Genomic DNA, 26921 nt, shown 5'->3' with positions numbered 1-26921 from the left:
GAGGCCACAGCCAGCCCGCAGGCTTCCGCCCATCAGGCTCCCGTTTTTCTATTGACAGGGCAAATCGTTTTTTATATAGATAGCCTTCTACGTGAGAATCCTCTGTATAACTATTTGAATTTCTTGATGTATATCTGAGCTGATTGCCGTGTCACAAATGTGACGTGGGGATTCATTGAGTAATGAAGGGACAGCCATGAAACCCACGGGTACCCAAATCCTTGCAGAATTTTTTGATTGTTCTGTCAATATCCTGAACGATCCCGGTGCGCTGGAGACAATCCTCGCGGAAGGCATCGAAGCCTGCAATCTCGGGCTGGTCGGCATCAACAGCCACTGTTACGATCCTATCGGTGTTACCTCCATCGCCGTTATTCAAGAATCTCACGTTGCCATCCACACCTACCCGGAAGCCCGCCATGCCTCTGTGGACGTATTTACCTGCTCCCGGGTCAGCCACAAATCGATGGACCTGCTGCACTATCTCGAAGAGAAACTTCTGCCGGGGACCACGCGGGTCGTTGAGGTGTCCCGTGGAAATCCCATCGAGGTGGCCAGGACCAACTGGATCACCGATGATAACAGTTCGGCCGGTTTTGATGTGCGGTACCGCATCGATCGGGAACTGTATTCCGGGATTTCAAGGTACCAGGACATCAAGGTCATCGAAAACCAGGATTTCGGACGGATGCTCTTTCTTGACAACGATCTGCAGATTGCCGAACGGGATGCCCATCTCTACAACGAAGCCATGGTGAATCCTCTCCGGGAAAGAGGGGAAGGGTTCGCCTCCGTGGCGATTCTGGGAGGAGGCGACGGCGGCGTCCTTTATGACGTCTTGAAATTGAATCCAGGCCGCGTTTCTGTCATCGACATCGATGAAGAGGTCATCCACGTGGCGAAAACCTACCTCAGGAGCATCTGTCATTCCGCCTTCGAGGACGAAAGGGTCGAGATTGTCATCGGCGATGTGTTCGATTTCCTTGACGGAAGCCACTGCTTTGACGCCATGATCTACGACCTCACCATGCACCCGGAGTCCTTTATCGTCATGGACCGGAAAGCCTACCTGGACCAGCTCTTCACGAAGATGAAGGCGGATCTGAAACCCCGGGGAGTCCTTTCTCTCCAGTGCGCTTCCGAATATGACCACAGGACGATTGAACTGGTGGACAGTCTGCTCAAGCGGCATTTTGATTCCGTGAAACTGGCAAAGAAATTTATCCCCTCCTATGGCAGCATGTGGATGTTTGCCTCCTGCATCAAAGCCTGAAAAAGCTCGCACCTTTTCGAAAGCCGTCTATGAACAGGGAATTGGAGAGCCGCATTTCCTCTGCACCAAGAGCCCCCGGCGTCTATCTCATGAAGGATTCTTCCGGCAGAATCCTCTACGTGGGAAAGGCCAAGGATCTCAGAAGCCGGATCCGCGCCTACTTCGGCGGGACCGATTCCCGCGCGATGATTCCCTTCCTCGTTTCGCGGATTTCCGATCTCGAGTTTATCGTGACGGAAACGGAAAAAGAGGCCCTTCTTCTTGAAAACAACCTCATCAAGGAACACCGCCCCAGGTACAACGTCTATTTTCGCGACGACAAGGCCTATTTCAACATTCGTGTGGATCTGAACGAACCCTTCCCGCGTTTCCAGATGGTGCGGCGCCCCCGGAAGGATGGGGCGAAATATTTCGGACCATACCCTTCCAGCGCCTCGGCCCGTGAAACCCTCCAGTTCCTTCAGACCCTCTTTCCGCTCCGGACATGCCGGAATGGGGAGCTCAGCGGGCGCACCCGCCCCTGCCTCGAATACCAGATCCGGCGATGTCTTGCCCCCTGCGTCGGCCGCGTTCATCCTGAAGAGTATCTGCGACTGGTTCGCGATGGGATCGCCTTTCTCGATGGCCGCGGAAAAAGGCTCCTCGGCGAGCTGAAAGCGAGGATGATGAAGGCGGCACAGGAGCTGAATTTTGAAGAGGCGGCCCTGTTGCGTGACCGGATCGCAGCGATCGAAAGGACGCTGGAAAAGCAGCACATGGTCTCAAGGACGGCCAGGGATCAGGACATCTTCGGCCTTTACCGGGAAGGGGCGCTCATCCAGGTCTGCGTTCTCCTGATCCGCTCCGGGAAAATTCTGGGAAGCCAGCCCCTGCCGATGCTGAAATTTGAAGGCGAAACAAAGGACATGCTTTCTTCCCTTCTCATGCAGTATTACGATTCCACCGCGGAAATTCCCCGGGAAATTCTGATTCCCGATCTTTTTGAAGACCAGGAACTCATGAGGGAGTACCTTGAGGAAAAGCGGGGCAGGGCCTTGTCGCTTCTCGCTCCCCGCCGGGGCCGGAATCTGGAGTTACTCCGGATGGCCGGGCAGAATGCCGAGCACCGTCTGAAGATGGAGCGGAAGTCTCTGGAAGATCCCGCGGAGTCTCTTTCCCTGATGGCGGATAAACTGCAGCTTCGCCGCTTTCCAAAGAGGATCGAGGCCTTTGATATCTCCAACATCGGTGGCCGGCTGGCCGTTGCCTCCATGGTGACCTTTCTTGAAGGCCGACCCTGGAAATCGGGCTATCGGCGCTTCCGCATCCGCACGGTCGAAGGGGCTGATGATTACGCCATGATGTACGAGGCCCTGAAGAGAAGGTATTCAAAAGGGGAGAATCTGCCGGACCTGATCGTCGTGGACGGCGGGAAGGGTCAGCTTGCCGTGGCCCTTTCTGTGCTGAAGGACCTGTCTCTTCCGGGATTGGATGTCATCGGCCTGGCCAAGGAACGGGCCGAGGACCTGCCGCCGGGGGGGGGAGTCAACAGGAGTGAGGACAGGGTGTACCTCCCTCACAGGAAAGAGGCGCTGTACCTGAGCCGCTGGCCTTCAACCCTCTTCCTGCTCCAGCGCATCCGGGATGAAGCCCACCGCTTTGCCGTTTCCTATCATCGCCGTCTGAGGACGAAGCGTGACTTCCTGTCCCTGCTGGATGAAATACCGGGGGTGGGGGAAGTCCGCAAAAAGGCCCTTCTCCTGTCTTTCGGAGATCTTCAAACAATCAGGGAAGCTTCCGTCGACGAGTTGGTGGCCGTCAAGGGAATCGGCAGGGACTTGGCGGAAAAGATCTCTGGGTTTTTCCATGACGGGAAGGGCGAGGCGGCCGGGTGATCCGGGGAAAAGCGCTTAAGCATGGACTCAACATCCCGTTCATGCTATAGAAATGTTCAAAAAAACGAGGGAAACGGCATGAAGATACTGGGGCTTGTTGGGAGTGTTCGAAAGAGTGGCAATTCGGAAATTCTGACCAAGGAAGCGCTGATGGGGGCTGAAGAAGAGGGCGCCCAGGTCGAAATTCTGCGCCTGACCGATTATCGCGTGGAACCCTGCACGGGATGCGCTGCCTGCCTTCTTCAGGAAAGGGACTGCGTCATCAAGGACGATGCCAATTTTATTTTCGCCAAAATGGCCGAAAGCGACGGCATCATCGTAGGCGTTCCCTGCTATATCCTGGAGGCCACGGCCATTGTCAAACAGCTCATCGATCGCGGATTCGCCCCCATGCAGCAGAATACCCTCCGGGGAAAGGTGGGCGGCGTGATCGTGCCTTACGCCACCCGGGGCTGGACCCAGAACGCCTTTCAGCAGACCAACACCTGGATGCTTGCCATGGGGATCCACGTTGTCGATCAGCTGTTGATCCATGTTCAGGGTCTCAGTGAAGCGCCTCTGATCCAGGATGCCCTGGAGAAGTCCCGCAACCTGGGAAAGCAGGTCGTCCGGGCCATACAGACCGGCGATCCCTCCTTCCAGGGGGAAGAAGGGATCTGCCCCATCTGCCATGACCGGAATATCCGGATCCTGAAGGACATGGAAACCGTCGAGTGCCCTGTCTGCGCGGTGAGGGGCAGCCTGAAAATCGAGGACGGCAAGATCAGGGTCGTCTTTACTCCCGAGGCCATTGCCAGGCACCGCTGGACCGTGGAAAACCTTCAGCGCCATTTCTCCTACCATCTGAAGCCGTCCAAGGATTTCTTCATCAAGACGAAGGAGCAGCGAAAGGAGATGGCCCAGAAATACAAGGATTATCTGAAGAAGTCCTGAAAAAGAGGATCGAGGAGGCGAACCATGCAATATCGAGTCAAGCTGAGATACTACCCCGGAGACGCCCTCCAGGCGATCCGGAAAGAGGACCTTCAGGCCATTGCCGCCAAGTGGTCGCTGCAGGTGAATCTTGAGAACATTGAGGGGGAAATGACGCCCAAGGGAGAGAAAACCCTTGACAAGAATATCGAAAGCATCAGTCAGACCGTCATCTCCCTGGAAACCGATTCGGAGGATATCCTGAAAAATTCCCTCAGGGATGTGATCCGCAGGTACCGTTCGCCCCGCACGGTCTTTTCCCTCTGGGGCAGCAGCCAAGAGGGGGAAAAGGTCGCCTGGCGGGTGATCGAGGAACTGGACGGCTGGTGGTAGGGACGGCAAACCCAAAGGGCCATCAGCTGCGGTTGCGCCGGCGGGAGCCGTACCATTCCATCCGGTCGAGCGCGAGCGCCGCAGCCTGGGGCGACGAGAGGACAATCGGGCTGTAGCGCCTGCCGAAATCGAACACCGAACCCCGAATCGGGGAGTCGGGCACGTTGAGGATCGGTTTGCCCGTCGACTCCATGAGCTCCGCCACGGACAGCAGGAATGAACTCTCCCAGGGGATGAGCCCGGCAAACTCGCCATCGGCGGTCATGGCGCGGTCATCTGTGGCGCTTGTGGGAACGCCCAGGAAGGAAAGCACGATGACCGCATCCACGGCGTCGCACTCGGCCACCGCCTTGATAACACGCGGGCCCACATCCCCCCCGGCGGAGGCCACCAGATCCAGCGGGTTCCGCCGGCTCCAGAACGGGGGAAGCATCGCATCGAGAGAGGCATAGAGCTGGGCGGGGAGTTCGGCCAGGTTCAATCCATGACGGGCGACTTCATCCGCCGCCATGACGCCGGCTCCGCCCCCCTGGGTCACCACCGCAATCCTCCGTCCCTCGGGCAGCGGCAGGCAGGCCAGGCAGCTTCCGAGATCAACCACCTCCTGCGCCGTGGTGCAGGTGACGACTCCCGCCTGCCGGGCGGCCGCCTCCCATACGGCCGCGGAACCGGCCAGGGCGCCGGTGTGAGATGCCGCCGCTTTGCCGCCGAATTCGGTCAGGCCGGCGCGCAGAACCACCACGGGCTTGACCGCTGAGGTGCGCCGGGCGACCTCCAGGAAGCGCCGTCCGTCGTCGATGCCCTCGACGTACATCATGATGCACGCCGTGTTGGGATCGTCGCGCAGGTATTCGAGAACGTCCACCGCGCCGATCTGGGCTTCATTCCCCACGCTGGCGAACTTGTCGATGCCGATGCCGCGGCGCTGGCAGTTGTTCGTCGTCATGACGCCGATGTTGCCCGACTGCGACACAAAGCTCAGCTTTCCCCTGGGCGGGTGAAGCGAGACAAAGCCCACGGCATGCAGTTGAACCTCGTTGGAGATCAGGCCCATGCAGTTCGGCCCCATGAGGGTGATCCCGCCCTCGCTGGCGATCCGGGCAATCTCCCGCTCCGCTTCGGCTCCTGAGGCCCCCGTTTCGGAAAATCCTGCGGCGATGAGGATCGCTGCAGGTATCCCTTTACGGGCGCACTGTTCCAGCATGGGGGCCCCCTGTTGGCTTCCAACGGCCAGCAGGGCCATGTCGGGAGCCTCGGGCAGCGCCTCCAGGCTCTCAGATGCCTGGAGACCGAAGAAAACGCCTCCCCGCGCATTGACGGGATACACCTTTCCCGAATAGCCTCCGTCCAGGATGTTGCGCAGGGCCGATCCGCCCCATTTCGTCACATCTTCCGATGCTCCCACGACGGCTATCGAACGGGGGGCGAGAAGCGCCCGCACATTGCTCTTGAATGTCCGCTGCCCCTGATCCGATGAAGGGGCCGGTGACAGGATGATCAGGGCATCGGCTGCGATCGGCTGATCGCCCTGCACGAGAACCGGGTTGGCATCGATCTCGGCGATTTCGGGATGATCCAGGGCCATTTGACCGATCGCCCGGATCATCTTCGTGAGGGCCGCCCGGTCCACCGGGGGATAGCCGCGGAAGGAGCCGAGCAGGCGCCTGGCCCTGATCAGGTCCGGCAGTTCCGCCGCGTCCCGTTCGTCAACGGGTGCAATGGCCAGGACCACGTCGCCCAGGGCCTCCGTCAGCACGCCGCCCAGTCCGAAGGCCACAGCCGGTCCGAACACCGGGTCGCGTTTCATTCCAACCATCAATTCCCTGTTTCCGGCGATCATCTCTTCCACCAGCACCGCCTCGAGAAAGCCTGCCGCCCGCCCTGCCAGCAGGCTGTATGTCGCGGCGGCGGCCTCGGCCCCCTCGACGCCGAGCACCACGAGCCCGGCTTCGGTCTTGTGGTGAATCTCTGCGCCGATTCCTTTCATGACAAGCCTGCCCCCGCTCCGCCGGGCGGCGGCAGCGGCCTCCATCTCGCTTCTTACCAGCACGCCGGCTGGAACCGGGATGCCATAGGCCGCGAAGAGCGCCTTTGATTGCCATTCATCCAGGGCCGGTTTCCCTGAGGCCAGGGCTTCCTTGATCCATTGTGCGGCGGCAGCGCGGCCGTTTGTCTTCAGAGGTTGGTCCATGGCGTTTTCCTTCCCTAAAAGATGCCGAACAGGCAGGGTTTGATCCGGATCCCAAGATGCTCGCAGGCCGCGGAAACATCCATGGGAGGGATTTTTCTCTCTTCCGCAATGCGCCAGGCCTGGGCACAGGGCAGGCATCCATCCTGCAGGGACTTCCGAAGCTCCTCGGCCAGCTCCGGGGACACCGTTGGGGCGGCTGTAACGGTTCTGTTTTCCGGGTGAATGCATCCCAGAAGCCCCAGTTGGCATGTGCCGAGGCGGATTCCCATCTGGTCGAGCATGCGCCCGACTGCCGATTCCGGCTCCCCAAGCCCGGCGGCGATCTGCATGGCCTCGGCGCAGCTTATCCGGCCGTTTTTGGCGAGGCGTGCAACGGCTTCTTCAAGAAGCGGGCTGTTTTCCTTTTCGCCTTTTCCACTGGGATTGTTCATGCCTTTCCTCCAGGTTACCAAAAAATATTGAAAACTTTGCACAACTCCAAAAGTTGGTTTTATAATTTCTGGTCAAACGACCAGCAGTATACTGCATTAACTATCCGATAATACTTGATTAGTTTTGATATTTCTGCTGGTTTTCCGGTTCAATTCAAGAGGATGAAGGAGACCGGCATGTCATTCAAGGAGTATGATTCTCACCCCTCGTTTTTCGATCCGGAACTGAAGCAATCCTTCGGAAATTAAAGAACACGGAAATTCCTCATTGAAGCAATGGATACCATCAACTGGAAACCCGTCAGCACAATCCTGACGGAACACGATCCGTTCGGCCAGCCGTTCCAACGGGTTTGCAGATCCGCCGGACACCGGAAATTGCGCTTCAACTTCCCCGCCTTTTTGCCTCAAGAACCCGCATCACCGACATCGTTTCGTTGTATTTTTACCCGATCCGTGGCATGGATCGTCGGCCACTTTTCAGCTCGGTTTGCCGGAGGGCCGAAACCGGGTCTTTCCTTAGGGGTGCGGAAACATATGCACCGCATAAATCATATTGAAATCAACAGGATATGCATCCTGTGCAGTATCGTGGGTTGGGCATGAAATTCAATCTTTTGTTCGTTCTTTTCACCTTTCTGGCGCATCGGTTTCTGCCGAAATACGACGTCCGGATGCAGCTGCTGATGTTCCAGGTCAAAATGCTGCGCGACCGGATCGACGATCAGCGCATTGTCCCCACCCCGGAGGAGCGGGCCGAGCTCCTGCGGTTGGGAAATGTGATCAACCACGACGTCGCCGACGTCATGCTGGTGGTCAAGCCGCAGACCTACCGGCGCTGGCTGAGTCCGAAAGCCAAAACCCGCAATCTTAAACCGGTTGGCCGTCCAGGCACCGCCGAGGATATCGTGGCGCTGATCCTGCGCATGGCGACCGAGAACCTTTCCTGGGGCTACAAGCGCATCTTCGGCGAGCTGCAAAAGCTCGGCGTTTCCGTGGGGCTCACCACCATCCGCGACATCCTCAAGCGCTCTGATTGCACCCCGCCGCAGGATAAGATCAAGAGCAGGCCCGCCCTTCCCTGGTCGAAATTTGTCAGCGCCCACATGGAATCGCTGGTGGCCTGCGACTTCTTCGCCAAGCCGGTCTACACCCTGCAGGGCAAGTTTGACGCCTATGTGCTGGTCTTCCTGCATCTTGGCAGCCGCCGGGTATATCTGAGCCAGCCGACCTTCCATCCCGATGAAGCCTGGGTGATGCAGCAGGCGCGGAATGTGACCATGTGGCTCGAAGATCACAGCATCGAGGCCAAATATCTGATTCACGACCGTGATACCAAGTTCACCCAGCAGTTCGATGCCTTCTGGCACCGGGCCGGGGTGCGCTGCATCCGCATCCCGCCGAAAGCACCACAGGCCAACGCTTTTTGCGAATCCTTCATCGGCACCTGTAAGCACCAGTGCCTGAACCACTTTGTCTGCCTCGTCCTCGGCCAACTGGCCCACATCAACCGCGTCTGGCTCGATTACTACCACACTCAGCGACCCCACCAGGGTACGGGCAACAACGTGATCTCCGCCGATTTCCGGCGCACATCCGCAGGCCCGGTCAAACGGCAGGAACGGCTCGGCGGCATCGCCGCCTTGTACGAGCGGGAAGCGGCGTAAACCATGTTTCTCCTATGTAACATTCGCGCCCGTTTTACGCAAAGCGCGATTGTTCCCCAAAAGCATTTCGGATGGCGGTTCGGTTTCCGGAACGCCAAGCATGAATGACAACGGTTGCAAAACGAACAGGGAGCAACGAGCCATGTCATGATCGAATGCCTGAAACGAGTCATCCGCGAATACCAGAACCTCGAGCCGCCGGGCAAACTGCTGCCCCGGCGTGTTGCCATTGGCAGCCTGCCGGGCAAGGTCTCGGTGGTCACCGGCGTCAAGGGGAGCGGCAAGACCGCTTGGCTGCTTCAGCGCATCCGTCAATTGATCGAGGGCAGTGTTTCCCGAGAAAACATCCTATATCTCAATTTGGCCGACGACCGGCTTTACTGGCTGCGGCACGAAAACCCGGATCTCATCCTGGAGGCCTATTTCGAGCTCCAACCGCAGAAGCGCGGCAGAGAGTCGTTTCACTGCTTTTTCGACGAGGTTCAGGCGCTCCCGTACTGGTAGCTCTTCGTCGACCGTCTCTTGCGTAACGAAAAATGCGAGATCACTGTCGCCGGTTCCTTGTTGCCTTCACCGGAAGAAGAAACCGCCAGTCCGTTGACCGGTCGAATCGTCTCCTGGGAGATCTTCCCGTTGTCGTTTCGGGAGTCCCTCGACGGCAAAGAGATTGAGAGCAACGGCCCCTTATCCACCAAGCAGCAGCTGACCATCCAAAAGGCGTTCGAGAACTACTGGCAGGTCGGCGGCTTTCCCGGAGCGAATGGCCTCGACCAGCAACAACGCATAGAAACTTATCAAACGAACTGGAACGCCATCCTTGCCAGCATCATCGGACACCACAACATTTACCACCCTCGGGCGGTGATCAACCTGGCCCACTGGCTGGTGGACAACACCAGTTCCTATTATTCCGTCAGTCACCTGACAGACTACCTGAAATCCCTCGGCCACCGGTTGCGCAAAAGCTCGGTGGTCGACTGGCTCGTCGGGTTCGAGGATGCCGGGCTGCTGTTCAGCGTCAACATCTTTTCCAACTCGCCAACCCGGATCAGTGTCAATCCCCGCAAGGTCTACTGCATCGACCACGCTCTGGTAACCTCGATCAGTTCCGGCATTCTCACCAAACGCGACAGCCTGCTGGAGAATCTGGTATTCACTGCGCTGCGCCGGGTGACACCGGAGATCTTCTTCCACAAGACCAAGACGGGCCGGGAAGTGGACCTTGTCGCGCGGCTGCTGACAGTTCCGGGACAAGAACGAGCCGTAATGCTGGTTCAGGTCTGCGCCTCGCTGGCCGACCCCCGCGTCAAGCATAGCGAGGTCCGCTCCCTCTCCGAGGCCATGGTCGAACAGGCGGTGGCGGAGGGGACTATCGTCACTTGGCGCACTGGTGAAACCATCCCCGTGGGCTTCGGCACGATCCAGGTCGTGCCGGTCTGGCAGTTTCTGCTGGAAATGGAGCCGCGAACCTAAAATAGCGGCTCGTCTTATTTTAGGCTCGAGTCGTTTCCTAAAACAACGCTTTCCATCGGTTTGATCTCATACCCCATGGCCCGGTAGCCGCGTTGGCGTTTGTCCCACATACGGGCGAGCTGGGGCTGATCGGTCTCGGCGTAATCGTATATGCGCACATCCTGCTTGTCGGCATGCTCCCGGTGCAGTCGTCCGGCGTATTGCTGCAAGGTTCCCTTCCAGGATATCGGCATCGCCAGCACCAGTGTGTCAAGTGGCGGATGGTCGAAACCTTCGCCAATCAGGCGACCGGTGGCGAGTAGTGCCCTCGGTGCCGACTCATCCAACGCATCCAGTTCTGCGAACACAGCCATTCGCTGCTTCTTCGACAAGCGGCCATGCAGGACATAGCAGTGCTCGACCTCATTCCCCAGCGCCTCCTGCAACAGCGGCAGATGATCCGTTCGCTCGGTAAGCACCAATACCTTTCGCCCTTCCCGATAGGCAGCCAGCACATCCGCTGCAATTCGCCGGTTGCGGGTCGCATCGTTGGCAAGGATGCGGAACACATCCTGAATCGGCGAATCCAGCGGAATCTCGGGTGCGGGCAGCACCTTCGGCCAGACCTCCAGTTGCGCCGGGGCGGTTTCCGGTCTGGCGGCGCTATGTCGTATAGGCCCGCACTGCATAAAGATGATCGGCTGATGCCCGTCACGGCGTATCGGCGTGGCGGTCAGACCCACCACAAATTTCGCTTTGGCCTGCTTGAGGATAACCTCGAAGGAAAAGGCCGACATGTGATGGCATTCGTCGATGATGATCTGCCCGTATTGGTCGAGCAGTTCGCCAAGATCCTCCCGGGGGGAAAGCGACTGCATGACGGCGATATCGATCTTGTCGGACGGTTTCTTTTTGCCGCCGCCGATGACGCCCAATCCGCCCTTGGGGATTTCCATGAATTCGGTCAATCGTTCCTGCCACTGGCGAAGCAGTTCGGTGCGATGCACCAGCACCAGCGTGCTCACCTTGCGCCGGGCGATCAGGGCTGCGGCGGTAACCGTCTTTCCGAAGGCCGTCGGAGCGCAGAGTACGCCGCCTTCGTGTTTGAGAATCTCCCGCACCGTTGCTTTCTGGTCCTTGCGCAAGGTACCGGTAAACTTGGCCGTCACCTTCCGTCCGGGCAGGCGTTCGTCCTGCAGTTCCGGACGGATGTCGTTCTCCTGCAACAGGTCGAGAACCGCATCAAGGCAGCCTCGCGGCAGGCCGATATGCTGGGGATAGTTCTCGGCGCAGCCGATGATGCGCGGCTTGTTCCACACCGGCAGTCGCATCGCTTGGGCCTTGTAAAACTCCGGATTCTGGAAGGCGGCCAGCCGGACCAGGCGGTTGGCCAGAGGCTGCGGCAGATCGGCCTTGGCAATGAAAATCTGGTTGGCCAGCACCAGGGCCAGCGATTCCGGCAATGGGCCAGCAATCCGGGCTGGTACAGGTGATGGACGTTGCCAGGGTTTGCCGTCCTCTTCCTCGCTGGCAAAGGCTACATCCAAGGGATGGCGGCCGCCGTTGGACCGCAGAATGGCATCTTCCAAGTCTCGCTGGGACATGGAACGGATGGAAGCCAGAAAGGCCCACTGGTCTGGATAGGGCTTCAGGTGTTCATCAACGAACACGCTACGCCCTGATTTCCTCGGTTGTTTCTGCAGGGGCAGCGCGATCAGGTTGCCGAAGCCGCCCTTTGGCATGGTGTCCTGATTGGGAAACAGGCGGTCGTAGCTGGCCAGAGACAATTGCCGGGTGCGATCGCAGGTATGGCTGATCAGTGCGGCCCCGAGCTGCCGGGCCTCCCGGGCCGGAACCGGCTCGGCAAAAAAGATCCAGGCGTGAGTACCATTGCCGGAGCGGGAGATCTCCAGCGCCGCCGGGATACTGAGTTCCCGGCAGGATTGCATAAAGGCTTCGGCATCCTCCTGCCAGTCAGCCTCATCGAAGTCAGCCGCCAGAAAATAGCAACTGTCGTCAGTCAGAAGCGGATAGACGCCGATGGTCTGTTTTCCGGCCAAATGGTCGTAGATCACCTGATCGGTCACCGGCAGCAACTGGCGCTGATTGCAGTCACCGCATTTCACCTTGGGTTTGTGGCAGACGCCGGGCTTCCACTCATTGCCGCAGGCAGGTGAATAGCCTGACGTGCCCTTGACCGACTCCCAGCGCTGGGGGTAGACATCCTCCCGCCCCCGGAACAGACGGCGGAACAGGGCAATCTTGTCATCGGTGGTGAAATGGGTTGGGGCTGGTGCGAATTCGGTTGGGGCGGGGCCTGGTTCAGGGATGGCCGGTTCTTCCCAGGCGACACCGTGCTGGGTCAGCAGTTCCTTGAGGCGGACGTTCTCCTCGCGCAGCCGCCGCAGTTCATCTTGTTCGCCGCCCGATACCATCTCTTGTCAATATTTCCATCGACCTGATATGCCATGGCTCGATTGTTACAAGCCATGTCGCAAGTTTGTCGCAAGTATCCCTCTGCTACTCGTCGGCATGGTGTTGCAGCCAACGATGGCCTTTACCGGTCAGCCGATAGCGCTGAGTCGGGCTGCGCGGGGTATCGGGTTGTGTGCGTTCGATCCATTCGTCTTCCAGGGCCGGATTGAGGTAGTTGTTCCGGAACGTAGGGCGGTGGGACAAACCCAAGGCCTGCATTAAATTGTTACTTCCAAGTTCGACGGTCCCAATCGCACGGATCAATGCCGCTACTTGGTCGGTCACTTGGTCGCTTACTTGATCGGTCGACACAGCCTCGCGGACTGCATCGCGCAACACACCCAGCATGAACTCGACAAAAGGAGTGGCATCCGCCTGCTGATCAGCCACCGCGAGTACCCGGTAATAATCTTCCTGGCGATCACGGATCACTGTCTCCACCGGCAGGTAGGCCAGCAGCGGCTTCCAGTTCCGGAGAATCAAGGTTTGCCACAACCGACCCATGCGGCCGTTGCCGTCGGCAAAGGGGTGGATGAATTCGAACTCGTAGTGAAAAATGCAACTGGCCACCAAGGGATGCTCGTTGGTGTTTTCCAGCCAAGTCAGAAGATCCGCCATCAGCTTGGGCACACGATCAGCAGGAGGAGCCATGTGAACCAGCTGTTCTCCCCGGAAGATGCCGACCCCGCCGGATCGATATCGACCCGTTTCATCCACCAGCCCACGCATCAACAACTCGTGAGCCGCCAACAGATCCTTCTCGACACAGGCGTCCCAGTCCTCCATGGCCTCGTAGGTCGCAAAGGCGTTTCGCACCTCCTGAATCTCGCGGGGGTGCCCCAACACCCGTTTGCCCTCAATCACGGCGGTCACCTGTTCAAGGGTGAGCGTATTGTTCTCGATGGCCAGCGAGGCCTGGATGGTACGGATGCGGTTCTCCCGGCGCAGTCGCGGAGTCAGGTTCTGTTCGGCCAGCACAGTGTAGCGGCCGATGGTTTCGCCGATCTCGGCGACAAGATTCACTATCGCCGGAGTGATGGTGTAAGGTGGCTGATATTTCATGTTGTCCTTCAATACTCTCTATGACGCCATGCTGGCGTAGTAGGGTGACGGCACCGTTGGGTACGCCCGGAACACATGCACGAAAACCGCCTCTGTCTTGTCCCGCACGTCCTCCTCTGAATAGGTTTCCGGCAGCCCGGTTTGCTCGCTCCAGAGATAATCCTGAATCGTCAGTCGGACCGCGTCCCGGGTGGATTCCTTGTCGCGCCAGTGATTGATTCGCAACTTTTCCGCCTTGAGCGTTTCCAGCAGATCGACGGCCACTGCCTTGATGCGCTTGATGTCACTGGGCGTCAGGTTTGGCTTTCTCAGCAGATCGAATACGGCGAGACTTTCTTCATCTAGCCCCTCCCGCACGGCGCGGCTCTCCTCATCGTCCATCTCATTGATGATCTGCAGCAGCGCGTCGAAGGTCTTTTCGATGGTCGCCCGATCCTTCTCGCGGTTGTACTCGGCGACGATCTCCTCATAATGCCTTTGGAAATCGGTGCGCAAGGGATTTTGCTGGAGCAGACGCTGCAGGCGTTGCTCGATGGCGGTTTTGAGATTCTGCACGGTGGTGCGTTTGGCCGGGTTGTGCTCGAACTCCCTGCGCAGCCGGTCGAAATCGATCTTGCTGATATCGTATGGTGGCGAATCTTCAGCAACAGCCGGTTGGGTCTGTGTCTCAATCACCTCATCCACGACCTGATGCAACTGGCGGATGATATCGGTGATATCCGCCTGTTCCCGGTCCTGTTGCAGGCTTTTATAGACGATGTTGATGGCGTCGAAGTCGCCCCGGCAATCATTGACGCCTTCAATGGTGATACAGGACTTGAACTTAGAGAACACCGCCCGGCACATCACTTCAAAGCGTTTGCGCGTCTCGTCGTTTTCGTTCGCCGCCTCCTTGGCCGCGAGAATCGCCGCATTCCTGGCAAAACCCGTCTGCCCGATAATCCCATCCAGAGACACGCTTCGCTCCGAAAGGAATCCCCGGACAAAGGCAATCGCTTCACGAAGATCGGCCAGCAGATCCTCATCCGGTTTGGCCGGTTCGGTTTCGCCGCCCTCCCCACCGCGCCCATCATCGCCGGTCCCGGCAAAGGTCGCCAGCGCCTTGCGCAGGTTTTTGAGGATGCCGCAATAATCGACGATCATGCCGTTGTTCTTGCCTTCGTTGATCCGGTTCGCCCGGGCAATGGCCTGCATAAGCGTGTGTGCCTTGAGCGGCTTGTCCAGGTACAGGGTCGAGAGGCAGGGGACATCAAAGCCGGTCAACCACATGGCGCAGACGATGGCAACGCGAAACGGGTGCTCCTCGGTCTTGAACGCATCGTCTAAAGACAGCTGCTGCATATTTTGGAACTGCGGCTGCTTCCGCATCGCCTCGGGCAGGTCGATGCCCTCCTTGATCAAGCGGCGGTGCGAGGTAATGTCCAGCTCCCATTGGCGGAACTTCTCGACCTCTCCCTGCTCCTCGCTGACCACCACCGCCATCCGTGTCTGACGCATCCACTCGATCTGGCGTCGCCGATACTGTTCGTCCTGCTCATCCGTGGCCTGGGGCAACTGCGCTTCCAACTCGCCGATTCTCGCGTTCCAATAGAACTCAACCAGCTTGTGCATGCGGACACAAGTAATCTTGTCGATGCAGACCAGCATTGCCTTGCCGGTTTCCCACGACGTGGAATAGTGTTGCACAAAATCGCGGGCCACCTGGTCGAGGCGTTTCCCGGCCGTGATGATGTGATAGTCGCGCTTGAGCTCCTGCTCCAGGCGCTGCTCCACATCGATATTGTCTGTCTCCAACTTCTCCAGCTTCTCGGCGATCCGCTCGTTCAGATCGCCGACCGCCACGCCGAGCTTGTCGCCACGCGCGTCGTAATAGAGCGGCACCGTGGCCTTGTCCTCCACGGCCCGCTGGAAATCGTAGGTGGAGACGTAATCGCCGAAAACCCGCCGGGTAATCTCGTCGTCCTTAAAGAGCGGCGTGCCGGTAAAGCCGATATAGCCGGCGTTCGGCAGGGCGTTGCGCATGTTGAGCGCCAGCGTGCCGTACTGGGTGCGGTGGGCCTCGTCGGTGATGACGATGAGGTCGTCGCGCCGGGAATAGGCCTCGCCTTCGCTAACTTTCTGGTTGAATTTCTGGATCAGCGAGAAGACGTGCGATTTGTGCTGGGCCAAGAGCTGGGCGAGATGCTCACCGCTCGCTGCCCGGCACGGGTCGCGGTCGTTGTCCACCACGCCGCACCCGGCAAAGGTCTTGTAGATCTGCGTGTCCAGGTCGTCGCGGTCGGTGAGGATCAGAAAGGTGAAGTTGCCGCCCAGCTTGCGATGCACCTTACGGGTGAAGAGCACCATGGAATAGCTCTTGCCCGACCCTTGGGTATGCCAGAACACCCCAAGCTTGCCGTTCCTGAGCTTGCGGTCGCGGACCGCCTCGATGGCCCGGTTGACACCCAGATACTGATGGTTACGGGCCAGAATCTTTCTCGATTCCCCGGCCGAGTCGTCGAAAGCGATGAAGTTCTCCAACAGGTCCAGGAAATTGGCTTTCGCGCACACTCCTTTGAGCAGCGTCTCCATGGCCACCACGCCCGGCTGATTCTCGGCCAACCGTTTCCACTCGTGAAAATGTTCGAACCGACTGGTGAGCGAGCCGAGTTTGGCATCCACCCCGTTGGCCAGTACCACCATGGCGTTGTGATGAAACAGATGCGGGATGGTGTCCTTGTAATCCAGAAAGTTCTGCTCGTAGGCGGCGCGGATATCCTTACTGACGTTCTTCAGCTCCATGAACAGCAGCGGCAGCCCGTTGACGAACCCGACGATATCCGCCCGGCGGCGGTACAGATCACCGCGCACCCACAGCTCCCGCACGCAGAGGAAATGGTTGTTCTCGGGAACATCGAAATCGAACACCCGCAACCGCTGGCGCACCCGTTCGCCCTTGGCATTGCGAAAGGTGACCTGTACCCCGTCCTTGATCAGTTCATACTTCTCGCGGTTGGTGGCAGCCATGGTCTGCGAGGCGGAAACCGTGACGATCTGGCGGACGGCATCGTCATAGGCCGTAGCGGGCAGCCCGGGATTGAGCTCCTCGATCTTGGCCCGCAGGGTGCGGGTCAGCACCACCTCGCGGTCCGAATCCCGGCCCAACAGGCCGTCCGGTCCGAAATCCTCGTTGTTGTAAGCGTACACCGACTCCCAGCCCAGTTCCTGCTCCAGATACTCGGCGGTGGTCTGCTGGACGAGGGTGTCTTCGGTGTAGGAGGCGGGGGTCATTCAATTGCCTCCCTTTTTCCGAGGCGGCTTCAGCTTTTTGATGTCCTCTTCCAGCTCCTTGAGGCTCTCTTCATGCTGGATGCGCCGCTGCGTTTCCCGGAACTTGTCATACTCCAGAGCGGCTTTTTCCTGGGCCATCTGGTGGCTGATTTTGCCTGCATGGGTCAGCAACTCCCGACCATTGAGCTGAATAATGGCATCCAGCCGTTGAATCCAGTCTGTCATGTGCATGGGAATTCTCTGCTGGGCCATGGTTTCGGAGAAGGCCAGGTATTGTTCCACCAGTAGGCCGAGCAGCTTCATTTCGTCCTCGGCAAGGTAGTTCTTGGCGATGCTCACATCGCCTTTGCGCACCGCCAGATCGCCCTTCTTGTCGAACGACTGCATACCCATCAGGGGCAGCGCGGCGTCCGCCCGGCGATACACCAGTTCCGCCGCCGTCTGCCGGCTGATGGCCCAGAGGAGTTTGTTCTGAACCACCTTGAAAAACTCAACTGTCTTTTCGTCCCTGGGGTCGTAGTCGATGCTGGTGGTATAGATATCCTTGATTTTCTGATAGAAGAAGCGCTCGGAAAGGCGGATTTCACGGATGCGTTCCTGCAACTCCGTGAAATACGACATCGAATTGCCCGTTTTGAAGCGCTCATCGTTCAGGGCAAACCCCTTGACGATATATTCCTTCAGCCGCTGGGTGGCCCAGATGCGGAACTGGGTACCCTGGTGGGACTTGACCCGGTACCCGACGGAGATGATCACGTCCAGGTTGTAGTAATTAGGGGCTTTTTGCTGAAATTCGGAAATTCCGAATTTCTTCATCACATCCGCTTCAACCAGCTCGCCTTCAGCGAATATGTTTTTGATATGCTCATTGATGGTTGACTTGGCTTTGCCGAACAGCCCAACCATGTGGTCCTGGGTCAGCCAGACCGTCTCATCCTCCAGCCGGACATCGATTTTGATCTTACCGTCGGTGGCCTGATAAATAAGAATTTCCGAATCATTCATGCCGCTGGCTCCATGCTTAAAGGGTCACTTATCGGGTCAACGTGACCTGATAAAACCATGCTGCCCGTGCTGGCGAAAGCCGCCATCTCCGAGGCCAGGGAGTCGGCATTCTTCACATCCGCCTTGAACTGGCGGGTGGAGTCTTCGCCGCGGGTGATTTGGGCGAGGAGGGTATTAAGGTTCACTTGTTACCTCCCTGCTCTGATGTACCGTTGGCGGCCGTCTGCTGGCCAAGGCTGTTCTCCGTGTAAGCACTCATCTACCCGGCCTCTCGAAACGTATGCCGAGCAGACTGTCTGACGGCGAAGTATCCGATAATCTAAGACGCACAAATTGTTGGAAGTCAAAGCCTTCGGTAAAGTCTGCTTCTGGAACCATATCCGAATTGATGGTGCAGATATATTGACCGTCAAATACAGAGGTGATCTCGTGAGCTCGCTCGAATGCCAGCGCCCGTTGCCGAACATCAACGGAGTCGTACATCAAGGTGTCATGAATGAGGAAGTCAATACCTCGTCCGCTTTGCATTTGAAGCTGAAGCACAGCAAGATCGAAACAGAAAATTTTCATTTTCTCTATTCCCTCGCTTCCGCTGCGCTCAATATCCACTTGATACTTGTAACCGGTCTCGCCGACATCGATCACCAGCTTGCCGGGTGATTTATAAAGAGCTTGAGAATGCTCATTGAAGAGGCGAACAACTTCAGACCACTTATCCCTTCTCTCCTCATGGTCGCGTTCAGCTGTCTGAACCAAATCGTCCTTCGCCGCCTTTACTTCACGTTTTGAAGCCTTTAGGCTCTTCATTTCCCGCAATCTGGCCTGCACGCGCTCAAGGGAGCCATGCAACGACACATATCTTTCTTGGAGTAACGTCATCTCCTGCAGTGCGCCGTGCGTTTGAAGAACCTGCATCACCTCGGCACGAAGATCGGTCTTTTCCCTGATGCGTGTTTCTCTGTCGTCGACAACCTGCCGGATACGGGTGATTTCAGACCCCAGGAATTCACGACGATTCGAGATGATGTCATGGTGAAACGCTTTGGCTTCTTCCAGTGTCCGCTTAACTGTGTCAGGGAAAACTAGACCTGCCTCTTCATACAAACGTTCAAGGGATACCGAAGCAGGTGGCTTTTCTTCCTTGATGGATTCTTCATAGCGTTTCAAGCGACGCCTGTAGGCAACATTTTGGTTGGCAAGTTCGTGAATCTCTGAGGTCAGCCGGTCTGCTTCTTCCTGAACGGATTCATACTGTGGATGGACTTTGAATGTGTCCAAAGCCTGTTTGGCATTGGCGGCCTGTTGCTCCAACTGAATGCGCTGGGTTTCAAGTTCGCCGACGGTGCCTATTGCGCCTTCCATCGCCCCCGTCTTGATCGCCTTCTCGAGCGCCTTGGCGCCTTCTTCTTGGTCCTTCAGACCTTGCCATCGTGAGGCATACTCCCAATTCATTCCCAGTACATAGGCAGTGTGAAGCTGGATGTCCCATGTCTTCTGTTGCCGGAAATGTCTGAAAGGGCTCGTATACGCATCCGGCCCAAGACGCACAAAATAGGAGATCAAGCTTCGATAGCTCGGTCTGTATGGGAGTTGATCCGACGAACGAGGTAGATCAAAAAATGCCCACCCCAACAGCATTCGCCATCGTTCTGCCTTGTAGACTCGCTCACCAGTCTGATCGTCCAGGTCAGGATTCTCTGGCCATCCGTCCGTTGGTCCCTCAACGATAATTCGGTTTTGATCCGCCACCGCTCGCGTGACCTTTACTCGATTGCCGCGAAGGGTGATCTCAAGGGTGAACGCCCAAGATTGTAAGGGCTCGATCAGTAATCCCTTGCCTTTGGTTGGGCGGCTTCCGAGGCAGAAATCGATAATCTCAAGCAGCGTCGTTTTGCCGACGCCGTTTCGAGTGTCTTTCTCCGTGGAAGTCTCAGAACGCTCGGCCAATATGACATTAAGTCCCGTGGTGAACTCGACGGGATGAAACGAGCGATGATTGGCAGTCAAGCTGTGGATCATGAGGCCCCCCGACGGATCATGCCTTTAGAGAGATCGATGACCCCTATGATGTATAAGAGATCCAAGGCAAGGACAAACCGTTCAAATGTGCCAACAGAAGGTTCATCTCGCACTTTATCCCAAAGGCTGGTAATGGTCTGTTGCCGTTCAACGTGACGAAGCACAACAGCGCCGACACCGATCAGCGCTTGCCCTTCAGATATGTGCTTCGAAGGAAGAATCATTTCTCAAACACCTCGCAGGTTTCGAAGAGATGTGAAAGTAGGGCAAGGCCAGCGGCCCGAGTCTTGAAATCGTCCCCTTTCGATGATGAAAAATTGAGCAATTCCTCGAACACGGCGTCAGAGTTTAGCTGTTTATCCTGTATGATGGTTCGGTATTTTTCCTGGAAGCCACCGACCAGCCGCTGAATAAATCCGGAATCTATTTGCTCAACATGTTCAAGGTAGGTTTTGACCTGTCGAGCCTGCATAAGCCCCATGGCAATCATTTGCCGAGTCGTATCGGACAGTTGATTCTTTTTGATCTTTGCGTCAGGTGTGATAACCGAGAAACCTTCGGGTTGGGTCAATGCCTGCTGAGAGGAAATACCATTTACGGCGACCTCCAGCTCGGCAAATGATATTTGGGACATCGACTCGTTAAGGCTGTCTTGAACCCATGATTCATGTTCGATTTTTAGTTTTCGCAGGGATGCTACGGTATATCGGTTTTCATGGGCGTCCACGATGTCGTGACATGTTGGGCAAAGCAGTACCCAGTTATCATAAGTATCGAGTTTGTCTTTTGGATAACTGGAATCGGAACGAGGACCGTTCTCTGAATGGGCGACAATATGGGCTATCTTGCCAATCTGCTTTGTCTTGTCCGTGGTCGTTCCCTCAAGAACAACTTCTTTCCTGCACCTTGGAAATGCGCAACGAGCCGCTGCCAAGCCGTACAAAATTTTAACGTCTGCTAAGGGGTACTTGCGGCTCATACCGCCACCTCCCCGTTCATCATTTTGGGCAGGAGGAGGTCGCGGGCTTTGGCGAGCGATGCATTCTGCCGCTTCAACAATTCCATCTGCTGATGCAGCGGCAAAACCGTTTCCTCGAACAAACGATGAATCTTCTGATCCGCGACCAGCAGCAAACGGCTGTGGGCAAAATCGCGATTCAAGCCCGGAACGGCAACATCCGTGCTGATGAAGGTCATCTGCTGCAGGGCGTAGTAGAGGAAGAGCGAGCAGTTTCCCGAGTCGATGTAGTACACCGTATCGATGGGGTGACAATCGTCCGGTGACCAGTACACGCTGCCCACATTACCTTTGCGGCCGACGATGATGGTTGGGCCGGACACGAGGGCTTTTGCGTGGGACCCAACAATCCCGCTTGAGCCGTAGACCGGAAAAGGCCCAGGGACGCGGTCGTCGTTCTTCAGGGCTTTACCGTATTTCATGGTGGCAATCGTACCCAACCGCTTCTTCTCCCACCCCTCCGGCACGCTGTCGATGATTTGGGTGTGTTCGTGGCCGGGGAAGCGGAGGTGGACGAACCATTCCTTGTAGAGCAGCCGCGCCGCCTGCTCCAGCAACTGGATCCGCCGCCGGTTGTTCTCGATCAGGTCGTCGTAGGCGGAGAGAGTGCTTGCAATGTTGACCCATTGATGTTGAGGAGGAACACGTAATTTGATCTTGGAAAAAGACGTCTTGTTGAGAATAGGCGTGGCTGAGCCACCACCAAGCCCAAAGCCCCTGATTGAGTCGGTGTTATGGACAAGAAGGTAATAGACAAATTTCGGGTCAATGCCCTCACTTGGGATGATGCTGTTGATTTGCTGGTTCGTCAGGCAATCTGAGGATGACAGGCCACATTTTCCAATGGTGTTGCCTATGCAGGTCACCATCACTGCATTGCTAGGGATAAACTGATTCAGGTGAGACTTTTTCGCATCATCCGTGACGGTTCTCTCGGTTGTGTGGCAGTAGTAAGTCTTCCAGTCCAAATCCGATGGAGTCACGAACTGGTATTCTCCATCAAAAAATGCAGCATTTTTCGTACTGGGAGTCTTGCCGGTTACGACACGGCCAAGATCGGATATTGCGACCGTGCTTCCGCTCATACCCCCAGCTCCTCGAAATTCTTCTTGATCGTCGCCGCCAGTTGCACCGCCTCGGTGTTCAAATCCTCCAGCTCCACATGGATGTCGCGCAGGGCCTCCTCGAAGTCGAAATCCTCGTCCTCTTCCTCCGGCGCGACGCCGACATAGCGGCCGGGGGTGAGGCTCCAGTCGTTGGCAGCGATCTCGGCGCGGTCCACCAGCTTGACCAGGCCTTCCACATCCCGCAGTTTGGCCTCAGGGAAGCGCTCGGTGAGCCAGTGGGCCTGACGCCAGAAGTAGCGCACCTGCTTGAGCTGTTCCGCGGCCAGAGCGCGGGCCTCGTCGGCCGCCTTGCGGGCGCGGGTGATGTCGCGGCCCGCCCAGGCGTCGCTGTCGCGACCGGCGCATTCGTTCTCGCAGGTTTCGATCAGGCGGCAGGCGAGCTTGTAGAGCAGGTCGCTCTGCCTGCCCAAATCGCGGCTAGTCTCGGCCAGGGTGGCGAGGCGGTCCACGGCTTTCTTGAGTTCGCCATTAGTCGTCTTCTGTGTTCCCCAGGCCGCCTGCTGTTCGCTGACGATCTGTCGGAAGGAATCAAGGTCCGCCTTGAAAAGCGGGATGGCGTCATCCAGCTCCTTAAGCGGTTCAATGTGGGGCGCGTCCTTGGCCAGGGTCTTGAGGAAGGGTTCAATACTGCTGCGCAGTGTGGCCAGCGCACCGATGAAGTCCGGCAGAGGTTCGACCGTTGCGCCTTCGTCGTCTTTCATGGTGAAGCAGGCCGCGCCCTCGGCCAGCATGCGCTGGCAATAGCCCGCCACCAGATCGAGATAGCGCCCGGTCTCGCCCCGGTAGAGCCAGGCAATAGCCAAGAGGTTCTGCTCCTGCTCGGGGGAAAAGTCGAAAATCTTGCGGGTGACTTTTCGATAAATGTTGCGGGCGTCGATCATCAGCACCTTGTCGCGGTGCGCTTCCGGCTTGGCGCGATTGAGGAACCAGAGCTCGCAGGGGACGGTGCGGGTGTAGAAGAAGTTGGAGCGGATGGCGACCATGACATCCACGTCGCCGGACTCCACCAGCTTCCGGCGCACCTTGGCTTCATCCCGCCCGGCGCTGGAGGCCTGGGACGACATGACGAATCCGGCCCGGCCCTGAACGTTTAAGTAGCTGTAAAAGTAGCTGATCCAGACGTAGTTGCCGTTGCTGACCTTGCCCTTCCTGTTGACGCCGGGCAGGCCGAAGGGCAGGCGCGGATCGCTCTTGACCTTGTCGGCGTCGATCTCGTCCACGTTGAAGGGTGGATTGGCCATGACGAAGTCGGCTTTGCGCAACAGCTCATGCGGGTCTTCATAGTAGGTGATCGACTTCTGGATGTCGCCTTCCAGCCCATGCACCGCCAGGTTCATCTTGGCCAGGCGGATGGTGGTGGCGTTCTTTTCCAGGCCGTAGAAGGTGAGCTTCTCGGTGGGGTTCTCGTGCCGCCGCTCGACCACTCGGGCGCTCTGCACGAACATGCCGCCCGAGCCGCAGGCCGGGTCGAGCACCGTGCCTCCCGCCGGTTCGATGACGTTGGCGATCAGCGAGACGAGCGACACCGGGGTGAAGAACTCGCCGCCGTCGTGGGCCTTCTGATCGGCGAACTGGGTCAGGAAGTATTCGTAGATACGGCCGAAAACATCGCCGGAGACCCGTTTGAGCTCCTCGGGGTTGAGAGTGCGCAGTAACTGGCCGAGCACGGCGTTGTCGAGTTCCTGATATTCGCTCTTGGGCAGCACGCCGCGCAGGTTCTCGTAGTCGGCCTCGATGGACTCCATGGCGTCGATGATCGCCTTGGCGCGGTCGGCGCTGTCGGGCAGGGAGACCAGAGTGTCGAACTGGGCCTTGGGCTGCAGGAAGATGGCGCTCTTCTGCGAAAAATCCTCCTTGGTCAGCGGTCGGGTCTTGCCGCCCCGGGTGGGCAGGCCCGCTTCGATGGTATCCTTGACGCCGAGATACCGGCTGTAGGCATGGCGTAGAAACACCAGGCCCATGACCGGCAGGAAATATTCGTTGCTGGCGTAGTTGGAGTTGGCCCGCAGGGTGTCCGCCGCGCTCCAGAGCCGCTTTTCAATGGCTTCGATATGTTCAAGCTGGGCCATGCTCAGGCTTCCTTCCCAAAATACGCTTTATGCAGGGCCTCGCCCTTGTCCCCCAGGCTGCGCAGCAGGCTCTCGATCTTTTCCAGAGCCAGCGGCGACGGCTTGGCGCGGTCGTTCTCCCAGCGGTTGATCGTGGGGAAGGTCACCCCGAGCTTGGCTGCGAACTTTTCCTGAGTCAGACCGGTAAGTTCCCGAAGCTCACGGACCAGCCTCGCCATGCTGTGTTGCTCGTCCAATGGATTTCTCCTTGCTGAATCTATCTGATGTACTGGCGCACCATTCATAACGCCCGATTTATCACTTGATATATCATCCATGGAGCCGCAAATGTCAAGCGCGACCTTGAAATCATTGCCGAAATTCCCCTGCGACACGGCAGTAAAAGATTTCCCCCGACACATTCTACAGTCACCCGGTAAGTAAGACCCATGCAAGCCAGCACAAAAAAATTCGACCGACACCCGACGCTTTTTCCGTCTCTCCGGTAAGTAAGGGCATAACCCAAAATGAGGAGTGACCGACCATGGATATCAACGACCTGTATGACGGAATCATGAAGAGTATCAACCAGTTTGCCGACTAGATCGCCGAGCAGCGGTTGCAGGCAAAGATGCAGGACACCGGACGAGGTCCGGAGAATGGGGGTAAGAATGCGGAGAATTTTGAGGCGAAAGAGAAGCGGGGTATGACCGATTTCCCCAAAAGGGAGAGATCGGGGCGGTAGCGCCGGAGCCCTGAAAGCGACGCAAGTCGCTGACAATACGCAGAAAAAAACCCGTCCAGTAACCGGATGCGGCTAATGAACGGGTGTGTCTTGTGTCTCATGGTGGAGGCGGCGGGAGTCGAACCCGCGTCCGAAAACATTCCACTGCAGTTTCTACGTATGTATCCTTTGATTTGTCTTTCGCATCCCGTAACGCCCAAAGGCAGGCTTGACAGGCTGCTATCCCGTGTTGAATTTCGCCCTTTTCCCCGCAGGAGAAGGTAAGGACTATCCTGCCTGAAATGACGCCCTCTCTGATCCGGCAGGCGGAACCAGAAAGAACGTTAGCCGACTAAGCGGCTAAAGCGTACTCGTAGTCGTTTGCGAGTATTGTTTTCCTACCTGTTTAACGAGGCCTGTAGGAACCTCGATACGCTGCTACAGCTTCAACTATCCCCGTCGAAACCGTGACGCCCCCTATTTTTCTCTCAAAGAACAGATGATCCGCAAGGAATCTTTACTTTCCATTATAATAATACCGGCGATATCATAAGTCAAGGGCTCTCTGTCAACCGATAGGGTGAACCAAGTTTTCACTCTCATCCTTCCCGGCTGCGGCTTCGCAAGCCACGCTCCATGGCCCGGCGGTCCTCCTTCAGCTTGAGATCCTCTCTTTTGTCGTAGAGCTTCTTGCCGCGGCCCACCCCGATTTCCACCTTGATCCGGCCGTCTTTGAAATATACCTTCAAGGGAATCAGGGTAAATCCCTTTTCCCGCGATTTCCCGTAAAGCCTCTTGATTTCCCGTTTGTGCATGAGCAGCTTGCGGACCCGTTCCGGTTCGTGATTCAGGCGATTGCCATGGGAATAGAGGCCGATGTGCATTCCGTAAAGAAAGATCTCTTCATTTTTTACCGCCACGTAGCTGTCTTTCAAATTGCCCTTGCCGTCCCGCAGGGCTTTCACTTCCGTTCCCACCAGCACAATTCCGGCCTCATAGGTATCTTCGATAAAATAATTGAGCCTGGCGGTTTTGTTCGTGCAGATGATTTTTTCCGACGTTTCCTTCTTTGCCACTTCGATTTTACCTTCGGGTTTTTGTCCGTCCTTTTCGCCGCTTTTTCTGCATGGCCGTTAACGATGACGGATGGCTGATTTCCTTACCGGTCCAGGCCGCAGTCGTTCACGACCATTTCCATTCTACCTGAAACCGGCCGCCGCGAGGCGGGCAGGCCGGGCAGATAATCCATCTTGACGTGGCCCATCGCCTTGAAAATATTGGCGCGGATGTCCTTGTTGTCCCGCTCCAACTGGTTCAGCAGGTCTTTAATGTAGCGTCTGCGGGAGACGGGGCCTGTTGGGCATGCCGATTCTAGAATCGGAAATTCCCGTTCACGGCTGTACTTCTTGACCAGCTCCTCCCGGATATAGGCAAGGGGCCGGATGATGTGCTTCGTTCCGCCGAAAATCGGCTGATCAGGCATCATGGTGCTGATTTCCCGGCCATAGAACATGTTGATCAGCAGCGTTTCAATGATGTCATCCTGGTGATGTGCCAGGGCGATTCTGTTGCAGCCCTTCTCCTGGGCGATCTCGAAAAGCCGTTTCCTTCGCAGCCTCGAACAGAGAAAACAGGGATTCTTTTTGTTGTAAGCGCTGTGCGACAGGGGTCCGATCTCCGTCCTCTCCAGGACGCAGTCATATCCTCCCTCCTTCAAAAAGCGATCCAGCCGGTCATAACCCGCCGAGTCCTCCTCAAATCCAAGGTCAATGTGAACGGCGACAAGGTGGAATTCGGGGACGAAAACCATGGGGGAATTAAGCAGATCCAGCAGGGCCAGGCTGTCCGCCCCGCCGGAAACCCCGACAAGAACCCTGTCCCCCTTTTCGATCATGCGGTAATCCATGACCGCCTTCTCGATCCATTTTTTGAGATGATAAAATAGTCTTGTTCTTTTGATGTCCGTCAACGGGTATGGAA

The 26921-nt window shown here is 57.3% G+C and carries 22 protein-coding genes and 1 other RNA gene; 7 read left to right on the top strand and 16 right to left on the bottom strand.

All coding sequences use genetic code 11. The features are described from left to right. The first annotated feature begins 196 nt into the window (after positions 1-196). The 4 genes from speD to ACJ77P_RS10985 all read left to right on the top strand — a co-directional run bounded on the left by speD (position 197) and on the right by ACJ77P_RS10985 (position 4452). Positions 197-1273 (top strand): adenosylmethionine decarboxylase, encoded by a 1077-nt coding sequence (gene speD, locus ACJ77P_RS11000; RefSeq protein ID WP_367361083.1) that lies wholly within the window; start codon positions 197-199, stop codon positions 1271-1273. A 29-nt stretch (positions 1274-1302) separates the two neighbouring features. Then, complete coding sequence (gene uvrC, locus ACJ77P_RS10995) at positions 1303-3147, top strand: excinuclease ABC subunit UvrC (RefSeq protein ID WP_408998246.1); 1845 nt, start codon at positions 1303-1305, stop codon at positions 3145-3147. A 78-nt stretch (positions 3148-3225) separates the two neighbouring features. Further along, positions 3226-4080: a flavodoxin family protein gene (locus tag ACJ77P_RS10990; RefSeq protein ID WP_408998245.1), complete on the top strand. Its 855-nt coding sequence runs from the start codon at positions 3226-3228 to the stop codon at positions 4078-4080. A 24-nt stretch (positions 4081-4104) separates the two neighbouring features. Next, the gene (locus tag ACJ77P_RS10985; RefSeq protein ID WP_408998244.1) at positions 4105-4452 is read left to right on the top strand and encodes a hypothetical protein; all 348 of its coding nucleotides are present in this window, start codon (positions 4105-4107) and stop codon (positions 4450-4452) included. A 22-nt stretch (positions 4453-4474) separates the two neighbouring features. Here the strand turns inward: ACJ77P_RS10985 and ACJ77P_RS10980 are convergent, their stop codons facing one another. Next, positions 4475-6643, bottom strand: a complete 2169-nt coding sequence (locus tag ACJ77P_RS10980) for an acetate--CoA ligase family protein (protein WP_408998243.1) — start codon at positions 6641-6643, stop codon at positions 4475-4477. Between the two features lie 14 nt (positions 6644-6657). Beyond that, the gene (locus ACJ77P_RS10975) at positions 6658-7074 is read right to left on the bottom strand and encodes a hypothetical protein (RefSeq protein ID WP_408998242.1); all 417 of its coding nucleotides are present in this window, start codon (positions 7072-7074) and stop codon (positions 6658-6660) included. Between the two features lie 602 nt (positions 7075-7676). Between ACJ77P_RS10975 and ACJ77P_RS10970 the strand changes: the two genes are divergently transcribed. The 3 genes from ACJ77P_RS10970 (at position 7677) to ACJ77P_RS10960 (ending at position 10214) form a co-directional block, all read left to right on the top strand. Next, on the top strand, positions 7677-8741 hold the full coding sequence (locus ACJ77P_RS10970) for an integrase core domain-containing protein (protein WP_408998241.1): 1065 nt from the start codon (positions 7677-7679) through the stop codon (positions 8739-8741). Positions 8742-8855: 114 nt separating this feature from the next. Next, positions 8856-9245 (top strand): AAA family ATPase, encoded by a 390-nt coding sequence (locus ACJ77P_RS10965; RefSeq protein ID WP_408998240.1) that lies wholly within the window; start codon positions 8856-8858, stop codon positions 9243-9245. A gap of 18 nt (positions 9246-9263) precedes the next feature. Continuing rightward, positions 9264-10214: an ATP-binding protein gene (locus tag ACJ77P_RS10960; protein ID WP_408998239.1), complete on the top strand. Its 951-nt coding sequence runs from the start codon at positions 9264-9266 to the stop codon at positions 10212-10214. A 14-nt stretch (positions 10215-10228) separates the two neighbouring features. On the opposite strand, the gene ACJ77P_RS10955 is transcribed toward ACJ77P_RS10960, so the two are convergent. The 14 genes from ACJ77P_RS10955 to ACJ77P_RS10890 all read right to left on the bottom strand — a co-directional run bounded on the left by ACJ77P_RS10955 (position 10229) and on the right by ACJ77P_RS10890 (position 26910). After that, positions 10229-12628 carry a TOTE conflict system archaeo-eukaryotic primase domain-containing protein gene (locus tag ACJ77P_RS10955; protein WP_408998238.1) on the bottom strand — a complete coding sequence of 800 codons (2400 nt, stop codon included), beginning with the start codon at positions 12626-12628 and terminating at the stop codon, positions 10229-10231. An 85-nt stretch (positions 12629-12713) separates the two neighbouring features. Further along, positions 12714-13730 (bottom strand): Fic family protein, encoded by a 1017-nt coding sequence (locus tag ACJ77P_RS10950; RefSeq protein ID WP_408998237.1) that lies wholly within the window; start codon positions 13728-13730, stop codon positions 12714-12716. 18 nt (positions 13731-13748) lie between these two features. Next, the gene (locus ACJ77P_RS10945) at positions 13749-17000 is read right to left on the bottom strand and encodes a type I restriction endonuclease subunit R (protein ID WP_408998236.1); all 3252 of its coding nucleotides are present in this window, start codon (positions 16998-17000) and stop codon (positions 13749-13751) included. After that, positions 17001-18005, bottom strand: coding sequence for a virulence RhuM family protein (locus ACJ77P_RS10940; RefSeq protein WP_408998235.1), 1005 nt, complete (start codon positions 18003-18005; stop codon positions 17001-17003). Beyond that, complete coding sequence (locus ACJ77P_RS10935) at positions 18002-18190, bottom strand: hypothetical protein (RefSeq protein ID WP_408998234.1); 189 nt, start codon at positions 18188-18190, stop codon at positions 18002-18004. Before ACJ77P_RS10935 ends, ACJ77P_RS10940 begins: the two co-directional genes overlap by 4 nt. Positions 18191-18260: 70 nt before the next feature. Then, complete coding sequence (locus ACJ77P_RS10930; RefSeq protein ID WP_408998233.1) at positions 18261-20024, bottom strand: ABC-three component system protein; 1764 nt, start codon at positions 20022-20024, stop codon at positions 18261-18263. Beyond that, a complete protein-coding gene (locus ACJ77P_RS10925) occupies positions 20021-20248 on the bottom strand; it encodes an ABC-three component system middle component 6 (RefSeq protein WP_408998232.1) in 228 nt (75 codons plus the stop codon). Before ACJ77P_RS10925 ends, ACJ77P_RS10930 begins: the two co-directional genes overlap by 4 nt. Continuing rightward, the gene (locus ACJ77P_RS10920; RefSeq protein WP_408998231.1) at positions 20245-21003 is read right to left on the bottom strand and encodes an ABC-three component system protein; all 759 of its coding nucleotides are present in this window, start codon (positions 21001-21003) and stop codon (positions 20245-20247) included. The genes ACJ77P_RS10925 and ACJ77P_RS10920 overlap by 4 nt, the downstream gene beginning before the upstream one ends. Next, a complete protein-coding gene (locus ACJ77P_RS10915; protein WP_408998230.1) occupies positions 21000-22127 on the bottom strand; it encodes a restriction endonuclease subunit S in 1128 nt (375 codons plus the stop codon). The genes ACJ77P_RS10920 and ACJ77P_RS10915 overlap by 4 nt, the downstream gene beginning before the upstream one ends. Next, entirely contained in the window at positions 22124-24238 is a 2115-nt protein-coding gene (locus tag ACJ77P_RS10910; protein WP_408998229.1) for an N-6 DNA methylase, read from the bottom strand. The genes ACJ77P_RS10915 and ACJ77P_RS10910 overlap by 4 nt, the downstream gene beginning before the upstream one ends. Before the next feature lie 2 nt (positions 24239-24240). Further along, positions 24241-24474 (bottom strand): helix-turn-helix domain-containing protein, encoded by a 234-nt coding sequence (locus ACJ77P_RS10905; protein ID WP_408998228.1) that lies wholly within the window; start codon positions 24472-24474, stop codon positions 24241-24243. 588 nt (positions 24475-25062) lie between these two features. Next, positions 25063-25419: a transfer-messenger RNA gene (gene ssrA / locus ACJ77P_RS10900) on the bottom strand. Between the two features lie 121 nt (positions 25420-25540). After that, positions 25541-26017 (bottom strand): SsrA-binding protein SmpB, encoded by a 477-nt coding sequence (gene smpB, locus ACJ77P_RS10895; protein ID WP_408998227.1) that lies wholly within the window; start codon positions 26015-26017, stop codon positions 25541-25543. Positions 26018-26100: 83 nt separating this feature from the next. Further along, entirely contained in the window at positions 26101-26910 is an 810-nt protein-coding gene (locus ACJ77P_RS10890) for an ATP-binding protein (RefSeq protein ID WP_408998226.1), read from the bottom strand. Positions 26911-26921 lie beyond the last annotated feature (11 nt).

The sequence above is a fragment of the Syntrophus buswellii genome (assembly GCF_046097065.1).
Classification (GTDB): domain Bacteria; phylum Desulfobacterota; class Syntrophia; order Syntrophales; family Syntrophaceae; genus Syntrophus; species Syntrophus buswellii.
Note: the sequence above shows the minus strand (reverse complement) of the source record. Positions and strands in the feature narration are given on the sequence as shown.